The following is a 17,192-nucleotide window of genomic DNA, read 5'->3' as shown; positions in this document are numbered from 1 at the left end:
TAAATGCGCGAATTAAAACATCAAATTACATTCCCGGAGGAGGTCCACCGGCGCCGCCATCATCCATGGGCGGCATCCCAAAATCACCGGAACCGGATTCCGTCTGGCTATCTTGTGTTTTTGTCGCGCTTGCGGCCGTGCCCCCGGAACCGGATCGGCCGCTTTGCGAATTTATCTTTGTTTGAGGATTTATTTCAACTGTTTTGGAGCTGATACTGCCGTCGGAATTCGCGGTACCGGACGCCATTACGGTTTGCCCAACCGCCAAATCGGAAATCTGGGCATCGACATTTTTGCTGATTTTTGATGTGCCGGAGAAGAAAACTATTTTCGACCCGCTATCGCTAGCCTTTACCGTCATACTGGAACTGTCAACCGAAATGATCTCGCCATACACAATGCCACCAACGCCGCTTGCGTTCCCGTTTTGCACCCCGGTCGGACGATTTCCGGCCACCGCCGCAGAATTTGAAGAACTTTTTGAAGTCCCGTACAGCATACCGCCATAAAACCCCGCTGCCCCGAAAATTATCGCTGCAATAATCGCGATTGGTATTGATTTATTCATTTTTTTGTTTTTTTGTTTTAATCAAGAATTATTTATTCGTAACGCAAAGCTTCTATCGGATTCATTCGGGCGGCGCGCACCGCCGGATAATAGCCGAAGATTATTCCTATTATCGCCGATACGCCAAACGCCAAAATCACCGAGACCAAAGAAACGCTGGTCGCCACTCCCGCGAATTTATAAACCGCGTATGCCGCGAGCCACCCAAGCGCCACCCCAAGAATACCGCCGGTAAAGGTCAGGGTAACCGCTTCGGATAAAAACTGAACCGTAATATCGCCTTTTTTAGCGCCGATAGCTTTGCGCAAACCGATTTCCCGCGTGCGTTCGGTCACGGTGGTCAGCATCATATTCATAATCCCGATGCCGCCCACTAAAAGCGAAATTCCGGCGATTGCCGCCAAAAGATAGGTTAGCTGGCTCGTTACGGCCGACATACTCGAAACAATGTCGGCCTGGTTCATAATCGAAAAATCGGCCTTTGTCGAATCCGTAATTTTATGGCGCTGCAACAACAAATCGGTAATATCGGTTGATAATTGGTCCAGCGATTTTGAATCGACGCCTTCCACATTAATGGTTCCGACATAAGTGTTCCCGGTCAAAAAACGCTGCGCGGTCGCCAAGGGAATATAGACCACATCATCCTGATTGGACATACCGCTGCCGCCCTTGGCCACGGTTACTCCGACAACCTTGAAATCGATTTTATTTATGCGAATCGTCTGGCCGACAGGATCGCTGTCCTCGCCGAAAAGATCTGTCGCGGTAGTTGGCCCGAGCACCGCCACTTTAGCCAAATTGCCGTCGTCGGCAACGGTAATAAATTCTCCGCTGGCAACCGAAACGCTGCGCACGGATGCGTATTCTTCGGTTACGCCGTAAACTTGGGTATTGGTATTGGTACCCTTGGCGGTCACTTGGCTGCGGCTTGAAACCTGCGGCGCCACCGCTTTAACCGAAGATATATTTTCCGCGATAGCTTTGGAATCGGCAAGAGTGAGCGTTTGCGAAGAGCCCCGCTGTTCCCGAACCTGCGATCCGATACTTCGCTGCATCCCGGGCTGCACCATAAGTAAATTCGACCCCAGCGACTGAATACTGGAAGTAATCGAACTTTGTGTCCCTTGACCGATGGCAACCATGGCAATCACCGAACCAATGCCGATGACAATGCCCAAGATCGTCAAACCCGACCGGACTTTGTTTGCCAGCAAAGCGGAAAATGTTTCCGTTAATAAATCGGTTATTTTCATGGTTATAATTTTGATTTAGCTGAACGAGAATTATCCGCATTCATTGATGTCCGACGGTTATTATTAAGCGAATCATTAACTATCAAACCGTCGCGCACGGTAATAATACGACGGGCGTATTCGGCCACCTCGCGCTCATGAGTTATGAGTATGATCGTGTGGTTATGATCTTCGTTCAATTTGCCAAATGTATCCAAAACAATTTCTCCGGTTTTGGTATCAAGATTGCCTGTCGGTTCATCGGCAAAAATTATCGATGGATCATTGACGAGAGCGCGCGCAATCGCCACCCGCTGCATTTGCCCGCCCGACAGCTGGTTGGAAGAATGAGTGTAATACTCTTCGGGCAATCCGGCCTTTGCCAATGATTCTTTGGCGCGCTTTTCGCGCCGGGATTTTTCCACCCCCGAATACACCAGCGGCAAACACACATTGCGCAAAACCGTGGCTCGCGGTAAAAGATTGAATGACTGGAAAACAAAACCGATTTTATTTTTTCTGATTTCCGCCAGTTGGTCGTCGCTGAATTTGGAAACATCCCGTCCGTCAAGAAAATACTCGCCGCTGGTTGGCGTGTCCAGCATCCCGATAATATGCATCAAGGTCGACTTGCCCGAACCGGATGGCCCGATAATGGCGACGAATTCGCCATCGTCAATCTTGAATGACAATCCTTTTAACACTTGAGTTTCAACGGTTCCGGTTTTATAGATTTTTGTGATATTTTTACATTCAATCATTATTATTAAGGCCCGAAAACAGGCCGATTAATCAAATTCATTTACTTATCTGGGTGCGCCTCCGCCGCCAAAGAATCCTGATAGAACCGAACCGCCGCCGGCCGATGTTTTGGCCGCGGCCTGCGTCGCGGTTTTTATCACCACGGTATCCCCTTCAACCAGACCGTCGGTAATTTCGGTATAATTATCATCGGCCAAACCCGCGGTAACCGCTTGCTGTTTAACAATAACGCCGTCTTCGGAACTGCCGCTAACCGCGCCGTCAACCGTCTGGGCGGGCATCATCACATAATTGCCGGCGGAGTTCGATTTAACCGCGGCGTTGGGAACCAGCAAAACATCTTGCTTGATGTTGGTGACAATCGCGGCGGTCGTGCTCATCCCGGGTTTAACCCGATCATCTTGAGTGTCGAAAGCGATCGTTACGCCATAACTGACAACGCCCGAACTGACAGTGCCGATAGCGTCAATCGCGCTCACATGGCCGGTCAGCGTCAAATCGGTTACGGCATCAAATGTCAGTGTCGCTTTTTGGCCGACTTTAACGCTCGCGGCATCAACCTCATTCAGCGAAATCGTGGCGATTTGGTTGTTGGTAATAATCGTCGCGATCGTCGCATTGGCGCTGATGGTATCGCCTTTTTTCACATCAACCGTCGCCACCAATCCGTCAAAGGGAGCCCTGATGGTATAATCGCTCAAGGTTTTCTTGGCATCGGCCAGCGCGGTTTCTTTTTGGGAAACGCTTAATTGCTGCGACTGATCGCTGATTTGATTCGTCAAACTCTCCAGCGTATTCAGCGATTGGGCTTTCTGATCAACTGTGTTTTTGGCGCTTTCCACGCTCTGCGACGCGCTCTTAATCGATTGCTGAATCGAAATCATATTCAGCAAATCCGCGTTAACTTGGGAAGCGTAACCGTTCAAACTATTAAGATGCGTGGTTGAAAATGATTGCGCTTGGCTGTTATTTTTTGATGCCGCGTCCTGATATTGCTGAATCAGATTAATAAGCGCCTTGGTGGCATTGGATATTTTTTTCGTGGCATCGTATGTGTCATCCACCATTTTGGAAATCGCCTCCGGATCAGAATAACGGCTGACGCTTTTATATTCTTTCAAAACACTGTCGTAGTCGTTCTTGGCAATCGCATAGGTCGAACTGACATCAAGCAATGATGAAACGGAAGAACCGTAAGATTTTATCTGGTACTGGTAATAATCCAGATAAGTGCCGCTGCTTTGGACGACGATATCGCTCGAACCGGACATAATATCGCTCAATCCCGACATTACCGCCGGCAAATCGGCAAACGCGGATACAATCGCGTTAAAAGCCTGTTCGTAAGTCTTGGACAAGTCGCTTTGGCTCGTGGCCAGATCATCTTTTGCCGACTGAAGCGCCTGCCGTGCTTGCGCCAAAGATTGCGAATTATTCTGGCTGGCCTGTTGCAAAGTCAATTTGGCGTTTTCCAAATTCGCTTGCGCCACTTCAACCGCCGCCTGCGCATCGGTCGAATCAATTCTCGCCAGCATATCGCCAAGCCTCACCGATTGTCCTTCAACAATATTCACCGCGACGATATCTCCCGCAATCTGAGATTTCACATCGACTTGATCGCTGGCCGCCACTTGCCCGCTACCGCTAACCGATTGCACGATATTCCCCTTGGACGCCGTTCCATAAGTATAAACCGTCGCGCCGGCGCTTTTATTGCCCGAACCGAAAAGAAAATAGCCGGCGGCCAGAATAATAACGAAGATAACAAAAGAAATTTTTTTATGCCGCTTGATCGCCGAAATTATATTTGCCATTGGTTTGATGTTTGTTTTTTATTAGACCTGCTGCCTAAAGATTTTCGTAGCGAGCCGCGTATCTTTTGAGCGAGAAAAACGAAGAAGGTCTGCTCGCAGTCTCGTTTTTAATAAAGCGAGGAAGGCATACTTAAACTAAGTCTGCCGCCGACTGATGAGTTTTTCGCAGCCAAAAGAGGCGCGGCACAGCAGGAAATCTTTGGGCAGTAGGTCTATTCTTTAATTCTTAACGCGACTAACCCCGAAAGCCTCGATTTGATCGCCGTGGCGGTTGCCGATGACCACGACCGTATCACCCACCGAAAAGTTTTCTCCGAAAGGCAAGCGCGTTTTTTTGGTGACGATAACGCGCAAATTCTCCCGCTGGCGGTTAACAATCACGAATTCGGTTTCCGAAATCTCACCGATCACCCCGCTATGAATACTATCGAAACGGCGCGGGCCGAGATCGCGGTAAAATCCGGTGCCGCAAGGGTGCCCCGCCATTCCCGCGGGATCATCCCCGCGGAAAGGCATTTCGGGCGAACAATGCGAAAGTATTCCGTGAAGCGGCGTACCGGCGACGATAACGCTTCCCGCGACCACGACCAGCAAAATCGCGATGGCCGAATAAAGCAAAGGCAGACGATAAGCAAAAGAATAGCGGCGCACCAATATTTCCAAAATGACAATGAAAAACAACACACTCAAAACCAATACCCACGGAATCGACACTAAAAATATCAAAATGCCGCGCCAACCGAAAATCGGCGCAACCCAAATACCGGTTTCGCGCGCGATAAAGAAGAATAAGCTCAAAAGATAGAGCACCGCCAGCGCCGCGACCATTGTTCCCGCCAGCCATAAAACGGCGCGCAAAACGAAATGCCACTTGGGCCTCATTTTGAGCTTCCCGCTTTTCGCGGCGGCGACAACCAATTCGCTGATAGATTTTTTTTGTTCGCCGTTATCCATGGAAATTATCTTTTATGTTTGGATTTTTCTTGATCATCGCTTTCTTCAACATCGCCTTTCCTCTCTGCAAGCGAACGCCCACGGTTGAAACCGGAAGCCGCATTATATCGGAAATTTCGCGATAATCCATTTCTTCAAAATAATACAATGCCAAGGGTTCCCGATATTTCACGGGCAGCTTTTCCAGATAAGAATCAAGCATCCGCCGCAAATCAATGCGCTCAACATCGCTGTCGGCGGTCTCTTTGGCCGTCGGATGCGGGAAAAAAACATCGAAATCGATGAAAGATATTTTTTCCGATTTTTTCTTTCTTAAGGCGTTAACGAATTCATTGTGCGCCACGCGGTATATCCATGGAGAAAATCTTCTGGAAGCGTCAAAACTGTTGATATTCACATACGCTTTCACAAAAACATCCTGCACGATATCTTTCACATCATCGGGATGCGAAAGAAACTTTCTCGCGTAGCGGGTGATTTTCTTCTCGTAGCGCCCCACCAACAGGGAAAACGACTCCGCATCGCCTTTCTGCGCGCGCCGCGCGATTTCTTCATCGGTTAACTCCTCCATATATGAATGCCGTTAAATAATTGATTTGTAAAACAAATGCTGTTTGACGGAACCGAAGCTTGGGAAGCTTCCATAAATAACTTCCTTATTCCTAATTCAAAAATTGACCGTAATTAAACTATTACAACCCGGTCTTGGTTTTATTTCAAAAAAATGCCTCGCGAACCGCCTCGGGACGGATAAGCAAGGCATAGTTTTTCAATAATCGGATTTATCCCGTTAATTCGCGGCTCCGCATTCTTCAAAGATCTTGGGCGCGGTTCTTCGCTGAAAATTGCCGTTATGCGATGCAGTATAAAAGTCGCCGCCTTCAAGTTTCGCGTAATAGCAGAAAAATTGCGAATACGATGAATTGTTAAGTCCGCAATAAACATAATCTTTGCCGCAAACCGCCGCTTTTGAAAGATATTGCACGGCCAGAGGATCCAGCGGGGCGATCGGCAAACTTTTGCCGATCTGCTCCGGATAACCGTATTTCCTGCCTCCGCAATCGCCGGCCTTCAAGCCGCAAGTATAATATTTGGCGGTTGTCTGATACCATATTTTTTGCGCGTCAACCAATTTTTGCATATCCAATTTTCTTTGTTCGTCCCTGCCGGCCGATGTTGACAAATCGGGAACCGCGGCGGTACTCGTGGCAACAGTGGTCGTGGCGACAGTACTTGTGGCGACAGTGGTCGTGGCCGCCGCGGGAATGAGATTTACGCCATCTTCTTCCGCCGGTCCGGCCGGTTCTTCAACAACCACCTTCACCGACGGATTTTCGACTTGGGCCGGTTCTTCCGCCGGCGCGGCCGGTTCCTCGGCAACTTGCGATGGAGTTGAAAGGCTGAAATATGAAACCAGCGCGGTTACAATCAAAATCATCGCTCCAAACACCGAAGCAACGATAACCAACGGCTTGTTCAGCTTCTTTTTGCCGACGATAACGGCATCATCCTCGCCTTCCAAAATTGCTTCTTCCCGCGCCGGCGCTTCCGATTCGGGCAAAACCGGTTCGGACGCCGGAGAAACCGGAGCCCGTAGCGAAACAAACGCCTCTTCAATCAATGAATCGCCCCATCCGGCTTCGCGCAAAGCTTTTTTAATCATCGGCTCGGCAACGCCTCTTTTGATCTCTTGTTCAATGTACTCTAACAATTGTTGTTCCATTGAAATAAATATTATTCAATATGCTTAATATAATTTTATATTACCATTTATTGTAAAAAATTGTAAAACAAATCCCGCAAGATTGCGGGAAACATCCATATGATCTTATGATTTTATGATTTTATGATTACTTTATTTTCAAAATTTCGTATTCCATTTTCCCCTTGGGCGTTTCCAAAATAATTTTACATCCGGCGCGCTTGCCGAAAATCGCATCGCCCAGGGGCGATTTATAAGAGATTTTACCGCTAAAAATATCCGCTTCGTCGGGCCCCACAATTTGGTATTCGTCCCGCGCCGCGCCGCAAGCAAGAACCACGGTGGATCCGATCTGGATATGATCGGAATCCGTATGGTCAACCACGCGCGCGCCGCCAATGATTGATTTTAATTCCGAAATCCGGCCTTCCAAAAATCCCTGCTGTTCTTTGGCTTGATGATAGGCGGCATTCTCCTTGAGATCGCCGAATGAAATGGCGTAATTCAATTTTTCCGCCAGCTCCCGCCGGGTAACATTTTCCAAAGTATCCAATTCCTTCTTGAGCTTTTCCAGCCCCTCGGGCGTTAAATAATTTTCCATATCGTCATATTATAACTTTTGCGAATTTTGTAAACTGATCATCCCGCTCCCGACCGTCCCGTTACCGATGTTGCCCGAAGTTATGGCATGTCCCATTGGGGGTATAGGGACAATGGGACTGCTGTCAAAAGGCAAGGCAACTTTGGCAGCGGGACGGCCAAAAGGGCGGTTTCAATTTCGGCGCTGGGACGGTTGGTTTTCAATTTCTTGCCGCAATTTCCAACCATTGCCATAACCAACAAGCCCGATATATGACTGAATTGTTTCAAATTTACCATTTTTTATTCTGATATTTTCAAACATTCTCTTTTTGGTCGTTGTCCTTAAAACCCGATGATCCGGAAAATGAACCCAACCGAGAAAATCAATACCCGAAAAGACGGTCCGTATAAAAACCTTATCTGGATGCATAGATAACTTCAATTTTTGCCCTAAAAATTCTCGCATCAACGGTAAAATGTTTTCAACATATGCTCGGTTCCCCGAAAGAACGGCAAAATCATCGGCATAACGAAGATAAAACTCCGCTTTGAGGCGGTGCTTCGCAAACTGGTCAAATTCATTCATGTAAATGTTGGATAAAAGTTGGGATGTCAAATTACCCAAAGGAAGACCTTTGCCTTTGGTGCTTGAATAAAAACTTCCAACAATGGCCGAAACAAGCCAAAGGATATTCTTGTCTGGAATATATTGCGCCATTATGCCTAACAAGATTGTCTGATCGATGCTTGCAAAAAATTTTCTTATATCGCATTTAAGCACCCAAACCGTTTTGGTGTTATTTTTGGAAACAACATTGATAAATTTATTAAACCTACGAAGAGCTCGATGCGTCCCCTTGCCCATCTGGCAGGAATTTGAATCAGCAATAAAAGTTTTAGCAAAAAACGGCGCCAGTTTCCGGTACAGCGCATGATGCAACAGCCGATCCCGAACGCTTGCCGTGTGAATAACGCGCGGCTTCGGATCGGATATCTTAAAGATTCGATATACAAAATGGGCGTATGTTTTCGCCGCAAGCGCGCGGTGAAGCGAAATAATATTTGCCATGAGATTTCGCTCAAAACCCTGAACATCCGCGCGCGATCGTTTTCCTTTTGCAAATTCCGTCCACGCTTCAAGCAAATTTTCGAGCGAAATGATATGATTATATGTATGTTGATATTGAATTCTGGACATATCCATGAAGTACCGCCACCGCGAATTTTACCGGTTTTGGGCAAGGTGAAAGAATCGTATCTTTTATGGTACAAATTTTATCAGGAATTACCCAAAACACATCGCTACTCTCTGGGCCAGCGCATTGATACATTGTTTATTGAAGTAATAGAAGCGATCGCGGCCGCCAGTTTTCTTTCGCGAGAAGAAAAGCATCCATATGTCCGACTGGCAATCAAAAAAATGGATACGCTTCGCGTACTTCTTATGATTCTCTGGGAAACCAAATCGCTTGATAACAAAAAATACATCGCGCTTTCCGTGAAGCTTGACGAAGCCGGCAGGATGCTTGGCGGCTGGAACGGACAGCTATCAAAACAAAACTCTCCCGTGAAAACGGGGGAGAAATGAAGAGAGTTGCGAAACGGCGAGCGCGAACCCGTTGTCGCGATTCCACCGGTTGCCGGGCTTGTCCCAATACGCGTTCAGCCGGACGCCATCGTCATTGCGGTTCGCGCCAAGGAGGTTTGGATCGCCATCGGAATTGCGCGAAATATCGCCTATGCCACCACCCCTTGAATACTCTTGGGATTGAATCGAATCCGGCATCGCAATGCCTTAATATCTCGCGCCAAGTATCTTCTTTTTTGAAGTTTCTGCATGCGCCGCCCTATCCGCAGCCGTAACCGCGAATATTCCCGACGCATGGATACTGGGTTCGGCGGCGAGAAGCCTTAACCGCTCGCACATTCACCTACTGCCAAAATTGAGTATATCATTATTTTATTAAAAAATCCCAATTCCGACAGATCGAAAAAGGGATAAGGACTAAGGGTCAAAAAACCAAAGTTCAAAGACCATAAGTCCCAAAATCTAAACTTGCGAAACGGCGAGCGCGAACCCGCCGCCGCGATCCCACCGGTAGCCGGGCTTGTCCCAATACGCGTACAGCCGGACGCCATCGCCATAGCGGTACGCGCCAAGGAGGCTCGGATCGCCATCGGAATCTTTGATGGGCTCGTGCATTACCACGATCCACCAAAGCCCCATGGCCTCGATCTCCTCATCCGTGAACATCTCACAAATCAGGCACACAACCTCGGCATTCGGCTTCCCAAATTTGCGCTTATCGCCCTCGGCGCGGATATTCTTGGTAATCCGCTCGTCATCCTCAAAGCGTTCTCCCTTAAGGACGGCGACCTCGGTCGTCACGCCGCTGGTCGGTTTGAAAGCCGATGAAAGAAGTACGCTTTTGGCGTAGCTTCCGACACGAAATTCTTTACTCTCAAGGCGTTCAATCCACTGTGCCCCGGTCGTGCCATCAGAAGTGACGGTGAAATAAATCACGCCGCCCTCCTCCCGCCAATTTCGAGAGGCAGAAACTGTTATCTCGCCGCGAAGGAAGGCCAAAGCCTTGTCGTGGCCGCCAAGCATTTTCACTATTGCGTTCAACTGGCCGGCGGTAAGGCCGGCGGATGCGAATTCTTGACTCATTTTTTTCTCCCCTGCCCTGACTCGGGCATTTTTCCTCTAATCCGAGGCAGAGCTATGAACCATTGCGGCCATAGCCAGGAATCCCGATCTCTATCAAGGGACTTTTGGCTATGGCCGATAGCAAGTTTATATTAAGAACAATGCAATCATTAAACACCTATTATTATATTTTGTCAAGGGTTAGACTACATTTATTTAATATTCGCACTTGCACTCGCCCCCGCCAAGCGCCCGGTTGACCAGCACTGTTGAAGATTAAAACCGCCGGTTACGCCATGGACATTGATAATCTCGCCGGCGAAAAACAAATTGTTGATGGTTTTGGAACGCATTGTTTTATCGTCGATTCCTTCCGGCTCCACCCCGCCGGCGGTCACCATTCCGGTCTCGATTTCCAACAATCCGGATACCGTCAGACGCAAATCCCGCATCGCCTCAACCAACCGCCGCCGCTCCTCTTTGGTGACATCGTTAACCGTCTTGGCGGGATTCGCGTTGGCAATCTGCGCGATCGCCGGCGATAATCCCGAAGGAATAAAATCCGCCAAACAATTTTTCAAAATTTTATTGGGATTGTTTTGAAAATTTTCCAGAATGTTTTTCTCCAATTCGTCGCGGTTTAACGCGGGCAAAAGATTTAAAGAGATCACTACTTCGCTTTTTCCCGGCAAATCCCCGATTCCGGCGCTGATGTTTAAAATCGCCGGGCCGCTCAAACCGAAATGGGTGAATAAAATCTCGCCCGCGTCCGAAATTATTTTCTTTTGGTTCCGGAAAACGGTTATACCGGCGCGTTTCAAGCTTATTCCCGCCAAATCCTTTACCCACGGTTCTTTGATCTTCACCGGCACCAGCGCCGGCGCCAATTTAATGATCTTATGGCCCAAGGTGTGCGCCCAGTCATAACCGTCCCCCGTGGAACCGGTGCCCGGATATGATTTCCCGCCGGTGGCAATAATATAATTTTTCGCGCCGATAGTTTCGCCGCCGGCAATAATAATTGAAGAAATCGAATTATCTTTTTTGTTGATAGTCGCGACCTTGCGGCCGTAAATCATTTCCACCCCCAGATTTTTTAACCGGCCGACCAAAGCTTCCAAAACATCGTCAGCCTTGCCGCTTCCGGTCAAAACTCGCCGGTTGTTTTCAACCATGGTTTCCACGCCCAACTTATTAAAAAACTCAACACTGTCCTTTGGGCCGAACTCGGAAAACGCGTGGAACAAAAACGCGCCGGTTTCGCCATAATTGGCGACCAGTTTGCGCAAATCAAGCTCAAGGTTGGTCAAATTGCATCGCCCGCCGCCGGTCAACAAAAGTTTTTTGCCCGGAGTTTCGTTTTTCTCGATCAAAACCACCCTTGCCCCGATTTCGGCGGCACTGATCGCCGCCATCATTCCGGCCGGCCCGGCGCCGATCACCGCCACATCATAATTATTTTTATTATCCGCCATTTTTTTATTAATATCGCTTTGAATTACGGGCTTCGTAATCCAAATTAATATCGCCAAATCCAAGATATTATTTCCAAAATTTGTCTAATTATTTTTTCCCGGCCGGCCCTCGCCATCCTTATGGTATTTAATATTCGATAATCCGATGATAATCCCGGCGCAAATAATTGCAATACCCGCGTAATAAAATGCGTTTGATACCGTTTGCGCCTCCGCCAGCGCGCCGGTTTGCGCCAACAAAAAGTTCCAGTCGTGATTGCCGCCGCCCAGCAAAGACAAATTCATTTCAACCGCGTCCGCGGCATAGCGCGCCACATTGACAAAGCTTTGGCCAAGCCAAAATGAAACAATTCCGACTGAATAAAAATCGCGCTTGAACAAAAAATATAAAACAAAAACCATCGGCGCCAGCAATTGCAGAATCGTTCCGCCGGCGACATTCAAGAATTCGCCGAATGGAAAAAACAAAACATGTCCGGCTTCATGCACCACCAAATCGACATTGTCAAAAAAATGAAATCCCTGCCGGTCCGCCGCGCAATAAATAAAATAAACCGCGGCCAATGAAAAAAATATCGCCTTTAAAAAACCTTTTGAATCGACTCTTCCGATCATTGTGCTCATTTGCCCATAATAACAAAAAACCACCCTTTATTGAAAGGATGGTTTTTGATTCGAAACAAACTATTCAATCTCGTAGGTGATGTTTGCATTCACGGTAATTTTGTTTTGGCCGGTCTGAATATTGGGCGACGGCACGCTTTCCTCGCCCGCCCCCATATCCTTGGCCGCGTAATTCAACTGGTAAACCGGAGCGTAACCGCCATCGTTATAATTCAATATCCGCACCAATTTCACGCCCAAATCCTTCGCCAATTTTTCCGCTTTGGTTTTGGCGTTATCAATCGCGATCTTGCGCGCTTCGGCTTGGGCCTCATCGGGTTTATCGAGCGTAAATTGCAAATTGCCCGCCTGATTGGCGCCCGCCGCGGTCAACTCCTGGATAATCTGGCCGATTTTTGTCAAATCCCTCATTTTTACGGTCAGCGTCTGGGTGATATCGTAACCGGAAAGAACCTGTTTCCCGGACGGATAATAAACCTGCCGGCTAACCGCCATATCATCCGATCCGGCGACCGATCCGGCCTCCGGCGCCGAAATTGAAACCGGCGCCGCGGCTTCTTTGACATAATCATAACGCGGAGCGACATTGAATCCCGTGGTTTGCAAATCGTTCTCGGCTACGCCAAAACTTTTCGCCGCGTCAATAATCGCGTTCATTTTCTTGGTATTGTCGGCCATCGCCGCGTCCACAGTTTTGGCAAAGCTCACCACTGAAAAATTCATCACCGCCAAATTGGGATCCTTATAAACTTCGCCGTTGCCGGAAACCGAAATCGTGCTCTGCGCGGCCGCGTCGCGGCCAACATACTTGCTGGCCTTGGCGGCGTTGAACGCCAGAACCAGAACATAAACCGACAGCGCGACCAGCAAAACCGCGACGATCGCTTTGCCGATCTTTGAATTTCCGCAATACATATTGTTTGTTTGATTTTCCATTTTTGATTATTAATTAATTTTAGAATTGAAAATACCGACCTTTAGCGAACATATCCGACATCAACCGCTCCCTGAACCGGATCGCTGTTAATGTATGAAATCAACCACGCGCCGGTTATCGCCGCCGACACCAGCACCACCGCGACATACATCCAATTCGTTTCCCTCTCTTTAGAAATAACTTTTAGATTCATATTTTTCAAATTATAATTTGTTAATTTGATTATAGCAGATTATCGCGGCCGGCGATACGCAAGCCGAGGATTGACCTTCGCATTCACGCCATTCATCGCCGCAAATTCGTTGAGGATTGACCTCCCAAAAGCTGAGGCCAAACCTCCACAAATTTGCTCCCCGGTGAGCGGTTGTTATCCTCCCTTCCTTAAGAATCCCGAAATGGTCTTTTTTTATTATTTTTATACCCCGTCAGCTTGCTGCGGGGAACAAAAAGAATGAGGATTCCAAAGGAAACATCCTTTTTTATTTCGCCGCAAAAAGCTTGTTCTTTGCGGTTTCGATGTCGTCAACAAAAAAAATTTGGGTGCCGCGGTTGCTTTCGTAGATGAAGTCTTTGAGGGTTGGGCTGGCATCGGAAAAATCACCGACGATGGCCAGTTTGACTTGATAGGTAACGAATTTTTGCAAGATTTCGCCGGCAATGCGCGTGCTCAAATCAAAAAATCCCGGAATGATGTTTTTCCGGCCGATGATTATTTTCCGCGCGCCCCGCAATCGTGGATCGACCATCAAATCCAGCGCGTCCCGCTCGTTGTTAACAATTATTTCATCGCTCGCCGCCTGCCCGATCTTGTCCCCGCATTTTTCATAAATTATAATTTTCATATTTGCGAATCCGACAGCTTTCGGAGCTTGCCCCCGGAAGATAGATAATTGATTCCGCATTTATCTCGCCGCTTCATCCAAAATAACAATTCCCCCCATTATTTTCAATCTCGGAATGGCGCGGCGAACGCGATCAATCCCATGTTTTGTCGTATGAAAAAAGGCCGTTCTCCCATCGGCCTTTTTCCATTTTATCGACAACCGATTAAAACCGCTTATTCCGGTATTGATCCGCCAAAACCGTGGCCCCCGCGACCATGCCCGCCGCCGGCAAATCCCATACCGACCATGGGCAGATATTCTTCGGAAATTCCATTGCCTTGCGCCCATTGCTTCAAAGCTTCGCGCTGCGCTTCCATTTTGGTTTTTTGTTCTTCCATTGCCGCTTTGCGCTCTTCTTCGGTCATATTTTTAAATTCAGTCCTGTTTTCGCCTCTATCGGCTTCCCGCGCGGTTTCCAATTCCGCTTTCTTGGCTTTGATTGCCGCCGCTTGCGCTTCGGTCAATTTTCCTTCGGAAACCAATTTGTCCAAACGGCTTTCGAATTGCTCTTGGCGTTTTGTTTCCATTTCCTCGCGATTGGCTTGCATTTTTTCGCGTTGCTGGTCAAACACCGCCTGCACTTGGGCTTCATCCAAATTAAATTTCTGCGCGATTGCCGCCGCGAGGTCTTTGCCTCTCATCGCCGATTCGTTGGCGTAGACCGCGCCGACTCCGGCGCACGCCGCGCAAAATATCATAATCGCCACGGCCACAATTTGCTTTCTTTGCAATTTTTTCATATGATTTTTATTTTTTATTATCGCTCAACCCGGGTTATATTTTTTATTACAATTTACCGAAAATTATATTTCGCGATTCATCTATTTTATCCATATTCGCAACACCAGCCTCAAACTAACAAATTGTCGCGCCAAACGCAACCCAAAAACCGCGGCGGCGGCGCGGCTTATTTCTGAAAGAATGCGGATTATTTTTGGATGTGGGCAAGGTGGTATTTGTAATCATCGTAGTTGCCGATGTAACCGGTCAGTTTGCCGTCCCGCACATCCCAGATGTAATTGCAGGCTTCATTGAGAATATAGCGGTCGTGGCTCACCAGCAGAATGGTGCCTTTGTATTCTTTGAATACCTTGGTAATCACTTCTTTGCTGGGCAAATCAAGATGATTGGTGGGCTCGTCAAGCAATAAAAGATTCACCTTTTGCAAAATCAGCTCGGCCAAAGCCACGCGCGCGCGTTCTCCGCCCGAAAGACAGCGAATTTGTTTTTTCTCGACATCCGCGGGCGAGAACAGCAACGCGCCCAGAACGCTGCGGATTTTTTCCTCGGTTTCCGGAGTTTTTGACGCCACTTCGTCCAGAATTATTTTGTCCGGATCAAGCTCTTCGTGCGCCTGCGCGTAATAACCGATGATCGCGCGGCTGTCGATAGTGATTTTGCCTTTTAAAAGCGGCATTTTGCCCAGCACGCTTTTGAGTAAAGTCGATTTACCCATGCCATTGTTGCCGATAATGCCCACTTTATCGCCCCATTCAACTTCAAGCTTGCCACCCAATGAAAACAACGGTTTTTCTTCGGGACCGATGCTGATACCGTCGAATTTCAGCACGCTGCGGCAAAGTTTGCCGCCCGCGTCAAAGCGTATTTTGATGTCTTTGGCCGTTTCCTTGGGAAGTTCGATTTTATCCATTTTTTCCAGCATTTTAATACGGCTCTGCACGGCGCTCGCCTTGGTCGCCTTGTAGCGGAAACGGTCGATGAATTCCTGCTGTTCCTTCAAATAATGCTGTTGGATTTTGTAATCTTTTTCCAGTTTCGCGCGCCGTTCTTCTTTTTCCGCGACATATTCCGAATACCGGCACTGGTATTTTTCCAAGCCGTTTTTGGTCAGTTCATAGGTCTTGCCGCACACCTTGTCCAGAAAATAGCGGTCATGCGAAACGCAAACAATCGCTTTGTTCCAATGGATCAAAAAATTCTCCAGCCATTCCGAAGTTTCAATATCCAAATGGTTGGTGGGTTCATCCAGCATGATCATATTCGGGTTCATCAGCGCCACTTTGGCCAGCGCCAGCTTGGTGCGCTCCCCGCCGCTTAAAGTGGCCACGGTCCGGGTCCACGCCTCTTTGGCAAAACCGAAGTCGATCAACAATCGCTCGATCAAGCCCTCATAGCGATAACCGTCGGCCGTTTTGTAATCTTCAAGAAGTTTTAAATAATCGGCGACTTCGCTTTCGGAAAGACGGCTCAATTTCTCTTTTGCCTCATAGTCATTCTTGCGCGAAATCAAATCGCGCATTTTGGGACTGGCCGAATGTATCTCGTCGAACACGGTGTTTTGCAGCGAATCCCAATGAGTTTCCTGCGGCAAATAACCGATGCGGGCATTGCGATGCAATTCGCGCGAACCTTCGTCGGCGTCCTCGATGCCGATAATAATTTTCAACAATGTGGTCTTGCCCATACCGTTGGCGCCCACGATGGCGATCCGATCACCCGGCATTACGCGCATGCGCGCGGCCGAAAACAGCTCTTCCTTGCCATAGGTTTTTGAAATATCCTTGATAATCACCAAAGGATCGCCCGCGTTGACGCCGATATTTGTTCCCAAATTTTTCGGAATATTGATTTTCTTGGCCAAAGTCTCTTTTGGCGTGATTTTTATTTTATCTTTTTTCATGAATTTCGCCCGATTTTCTGCCGCTTGCCAACAAAAAAACAGGGGTATTAACAATTGCTTACTCAAGCAAACAAACCGTCTTTAAAACGGCCGGTTAATCCCCTGCGGTCACATCGTCAACTTTGTTTCCTGATAATCGAAAAATATTTTCATATTATTTTGCCAACAATTATTATTATAAAATAAAAAAATGGAAAAAGCAATATTTTACGCGGCAACCCCTCACTGGGAACGGAATTTCAAGGGTCTATCCCTCGTTAATGCGAGGGTTAGACCCTTGAAATTCACCCCGAATGCTTTCTTGCCAGGGTCTAACCCCTGCGATTACACAGGGGATAGACCCTTAAAATACAAACCCCAGTGA

At 47.8% G+C, this 17,192-nt stretch carries 17 protein-coding genes and 1 pseudogene; 1 reads left to right on the top strand and 17 read right to left on the bottom strand.

Features of this window, described 5'->3' with window-relative positions:
• Window positions 1-25: 25 nt before the first annotated feature.
• From L7H18_01425 to L7H18_01385, 9 genes are all read right to left on the bottom strand, one after another.
• On the bottom strand, window positions 26-568 hold the full coding sequence (locus tag L7H18_01425; GenBank protein UMX48186.1) for a DUF5666 domain-containing protein: 543 nt from the start codon (window positions 566-568) through the stop codon (window positions 26-28).
• A 32-nt stretch (window positions 569-600) separates the two neighbouring features.
• Entirely contained in the window at window positions 601-1,824 is a 1,224-nt protein-coding gene (locus tag L7H18_01420) for an ABC transporter permease (GenBank protein UMX48185.1), read from the bottom strand.
• A 2-nt stretch (window positions 1,825-1,826) separates the two neighbouring features.
• Complete coding sequence (locus tag L7H18_01415; GenBank protein UMX48184.1) at window positions 1,827-2,564, bottom strand: ABC transporter ATP-binding protein; 738 nt, start codon at window positions 2,562-2,564, stop codon at window positions 1,827-1,829.
• 45 nt (window positions 2,565-2,609) lie between these two features.
• Window positions 2,610-4,379, bottom strand: a complete 1,770-nt coding sequence (locus L7H18_01410) for an efflux RND transporter periplasmic adaptor subunit (protein ID UMX48183.1) — start codon at window positions 4,377-4,379, stop codon at window positions 2,610-2,612.
• Window positions 4,380-4,598: 219 nt separating this feature from the next.
• Window positions 4,599-5,333, bottom strand: coding sequence for a hypothetical protein (locus L7H18_01405; GenBank protein UMX48182.1), 735 nt, complete (start codon window positions 5,331-5,333; stop codon window positions 4,599-4,601).
• The gene (locus L7H18_01400; protein ID UMX48181.1) at window positions 5,326-5,904 is read right to left on the bottom strand and encodes a sigma-70 family RNA polymerase sigma factor; all 579 of its coding nucleotides are present in this window, start codon (window positions 5,902-5,904) and stop codon (window positions 5,326-5,328) included. Before L7H18_01400 ends, L7H18_01405 begins: the two co-directional genes overlap by 8 nt.
• Before the next feature lie 219 nt (window positions 5,905-6,123).
• Window positions 6,124-7,056: a hypothetical protein gene (locus L7H18_01395; protein ID UMX48180.1), complete on the bottom strand. Its 933-nt coding sequence runs from the start codon at window positions 7,054-7,056 to the stop codon at window positions 6,124-6,126.
• A 127-nt stretch (window positions 7,057-7,183) separates the two neighbouring features.
• The gene (gene greA, locus L7H18_01390) at window positions 7,184-7,636 is read right to left on the bottom strand and encodes a transcription elongation factor GreA (GenBank protein ID UMX48179.1); all 453 of its coding nucleotides are present in this window, start codon (window positions 7,634-7,636) and stop codon (window positions 7,184-7,186) included.
• Window positions 7,637-7,807: 171 nt separating this feature from the next.
• A complete protein-coding gene (locus L7H18_01385; GenBank protein UMX48178.1) occupies window positions 7,808-8,686 on the bottom strand; it encodes a reverse transcriptase/maturase family protein in 879 nt (292 codons plus the stop codon).
• Window positions 8,687-8,791: 105 nt separating this feature from the next.
• On the opposite strand from L7H18_01385, the gene L7H18_01380 reads away from it, so the two are divergent.
• Window positions 8,792-9,205, top strand: a complete 414-nt coding sequence (locus L7H18_01380) for a four helix bundle protein (protein UMX48177.1) — start codon at window positions 8,792-8,794, stop codon at window positions 9,203-9,205.
• A 462-nt stretch (window positions 9,206-9,667) separates the two neighbouring features.
• Here L7H18_01380 and L7H18_01375 read toward each other — a convergent pair whose 3' ends face one another.
• From L7H18_01375 to L7H18_01340, 8 genes and pseudogenes are all read right to left on the bottom strand, one after another.
• Window positions 9,668-10,288, bottom strand: coding sequence for a hypothetical protein (locus L7H18_01375; GenBank protein ID UMX48176.1), 621 nt, complete (start codon window positions 10,286-10,288; stop codon window positions 9,668-9,670).
• Window positions 10,289-10,479: 191 nt separating this feature from the next.
• Window positions 10,480-11,721: pseudogene (locus L7H18_01370) on the bottom strand (NAD(P)/FAD-dependent oxidoreductase).
• Between the two features lie 105 nt (window positions 11,722-11,826).
• Window positions 11,827-12,357: a hypothetical protein gene (locus tag L7H18_01365; protein ID UMX48175.1), complete on the bottom strand. Its 531-nt coding sequence runs from the start codon at window positions 12,355-12,357 to the stop codon at window positions 11,827-11,829.
• A 69-nt stretch (window positions 12,358-12,426) separates the two neighbouring features.
• A complete protein-coding gene (locus tag L7H18_01360; GenBank protein UMX48174.1) occupies window positions 12,427-13,302 on the bottom strand; it encodes an SIMPL domain-containing protein in 876 nt (291 codons plus the stop codon).
• 41 nt (window positions 13,303-13,343) lie between these two features.
• Window positions 13,344-13,496 carry a hypothetical protein gene (locus L7H18_01355; protein ID UMX48173.1) on the bottom strand — a complete coding sequence of 51 codons (153 nt, stop codon included), beginning with the start codon at window positions 13,494-13,496 and terminating at the stop codon, window positions 13,344-13,346.
• A gap of 286 nt (window positions 13,497-13,782) precedes the next feature.
• Window positions 13,783-14,145 carry a DUF4180 domain-containing protein gene (locus tag L7H18_01350; protein UMX48172.1) on the bottom strand — a complete coding sequence of 121 codons (363 nt, stop codon included), beginning with the start codon at window positions 14,143-14,145 and terminating at the stop codon, window positions 13,783-13,785.
• Window positions 14,146-14,360: 215 nt separating this feature from the next.
• Window positions 14,361-14,927, bottom strand: coding sequence for a hypothetical protein (locus L7H18_01345; protein ID UMX48171.1), 567 nt, complete (start codon window positions 14,925-14,927; stop codon window positions 14,361-14,363).
• A gap of 188 nt (window positions 14,928-15,115) precedes the next feature.
• Entirely contained in the window at window positions 15,116-16,828 is a 1,713-nt protein-coding gene (locus tag L7H18_01340; GenBank protein ID UMX48170.1) for an ATP-binding cassette domain-containing protein, read from the bottom strand.
• Between the last annotated feature and the right edge of the window lie 364 nt (window positions 16,829-17,192).

The organism is Candidatus Nealsonbacteria bacterium DGGOD1a (genome assembly GCA_022530585.1).
Lineage (GTDB): Bacteria > Patescibacteriota > Minisyncoccia > Minisyncoccales > UBA5738 > UBA5738.
The sequence above is the reverse complement of the archived record's forward strand: the minus strand, read 5'-3'. Positions and strand labels throughout refer to the sequence as shown.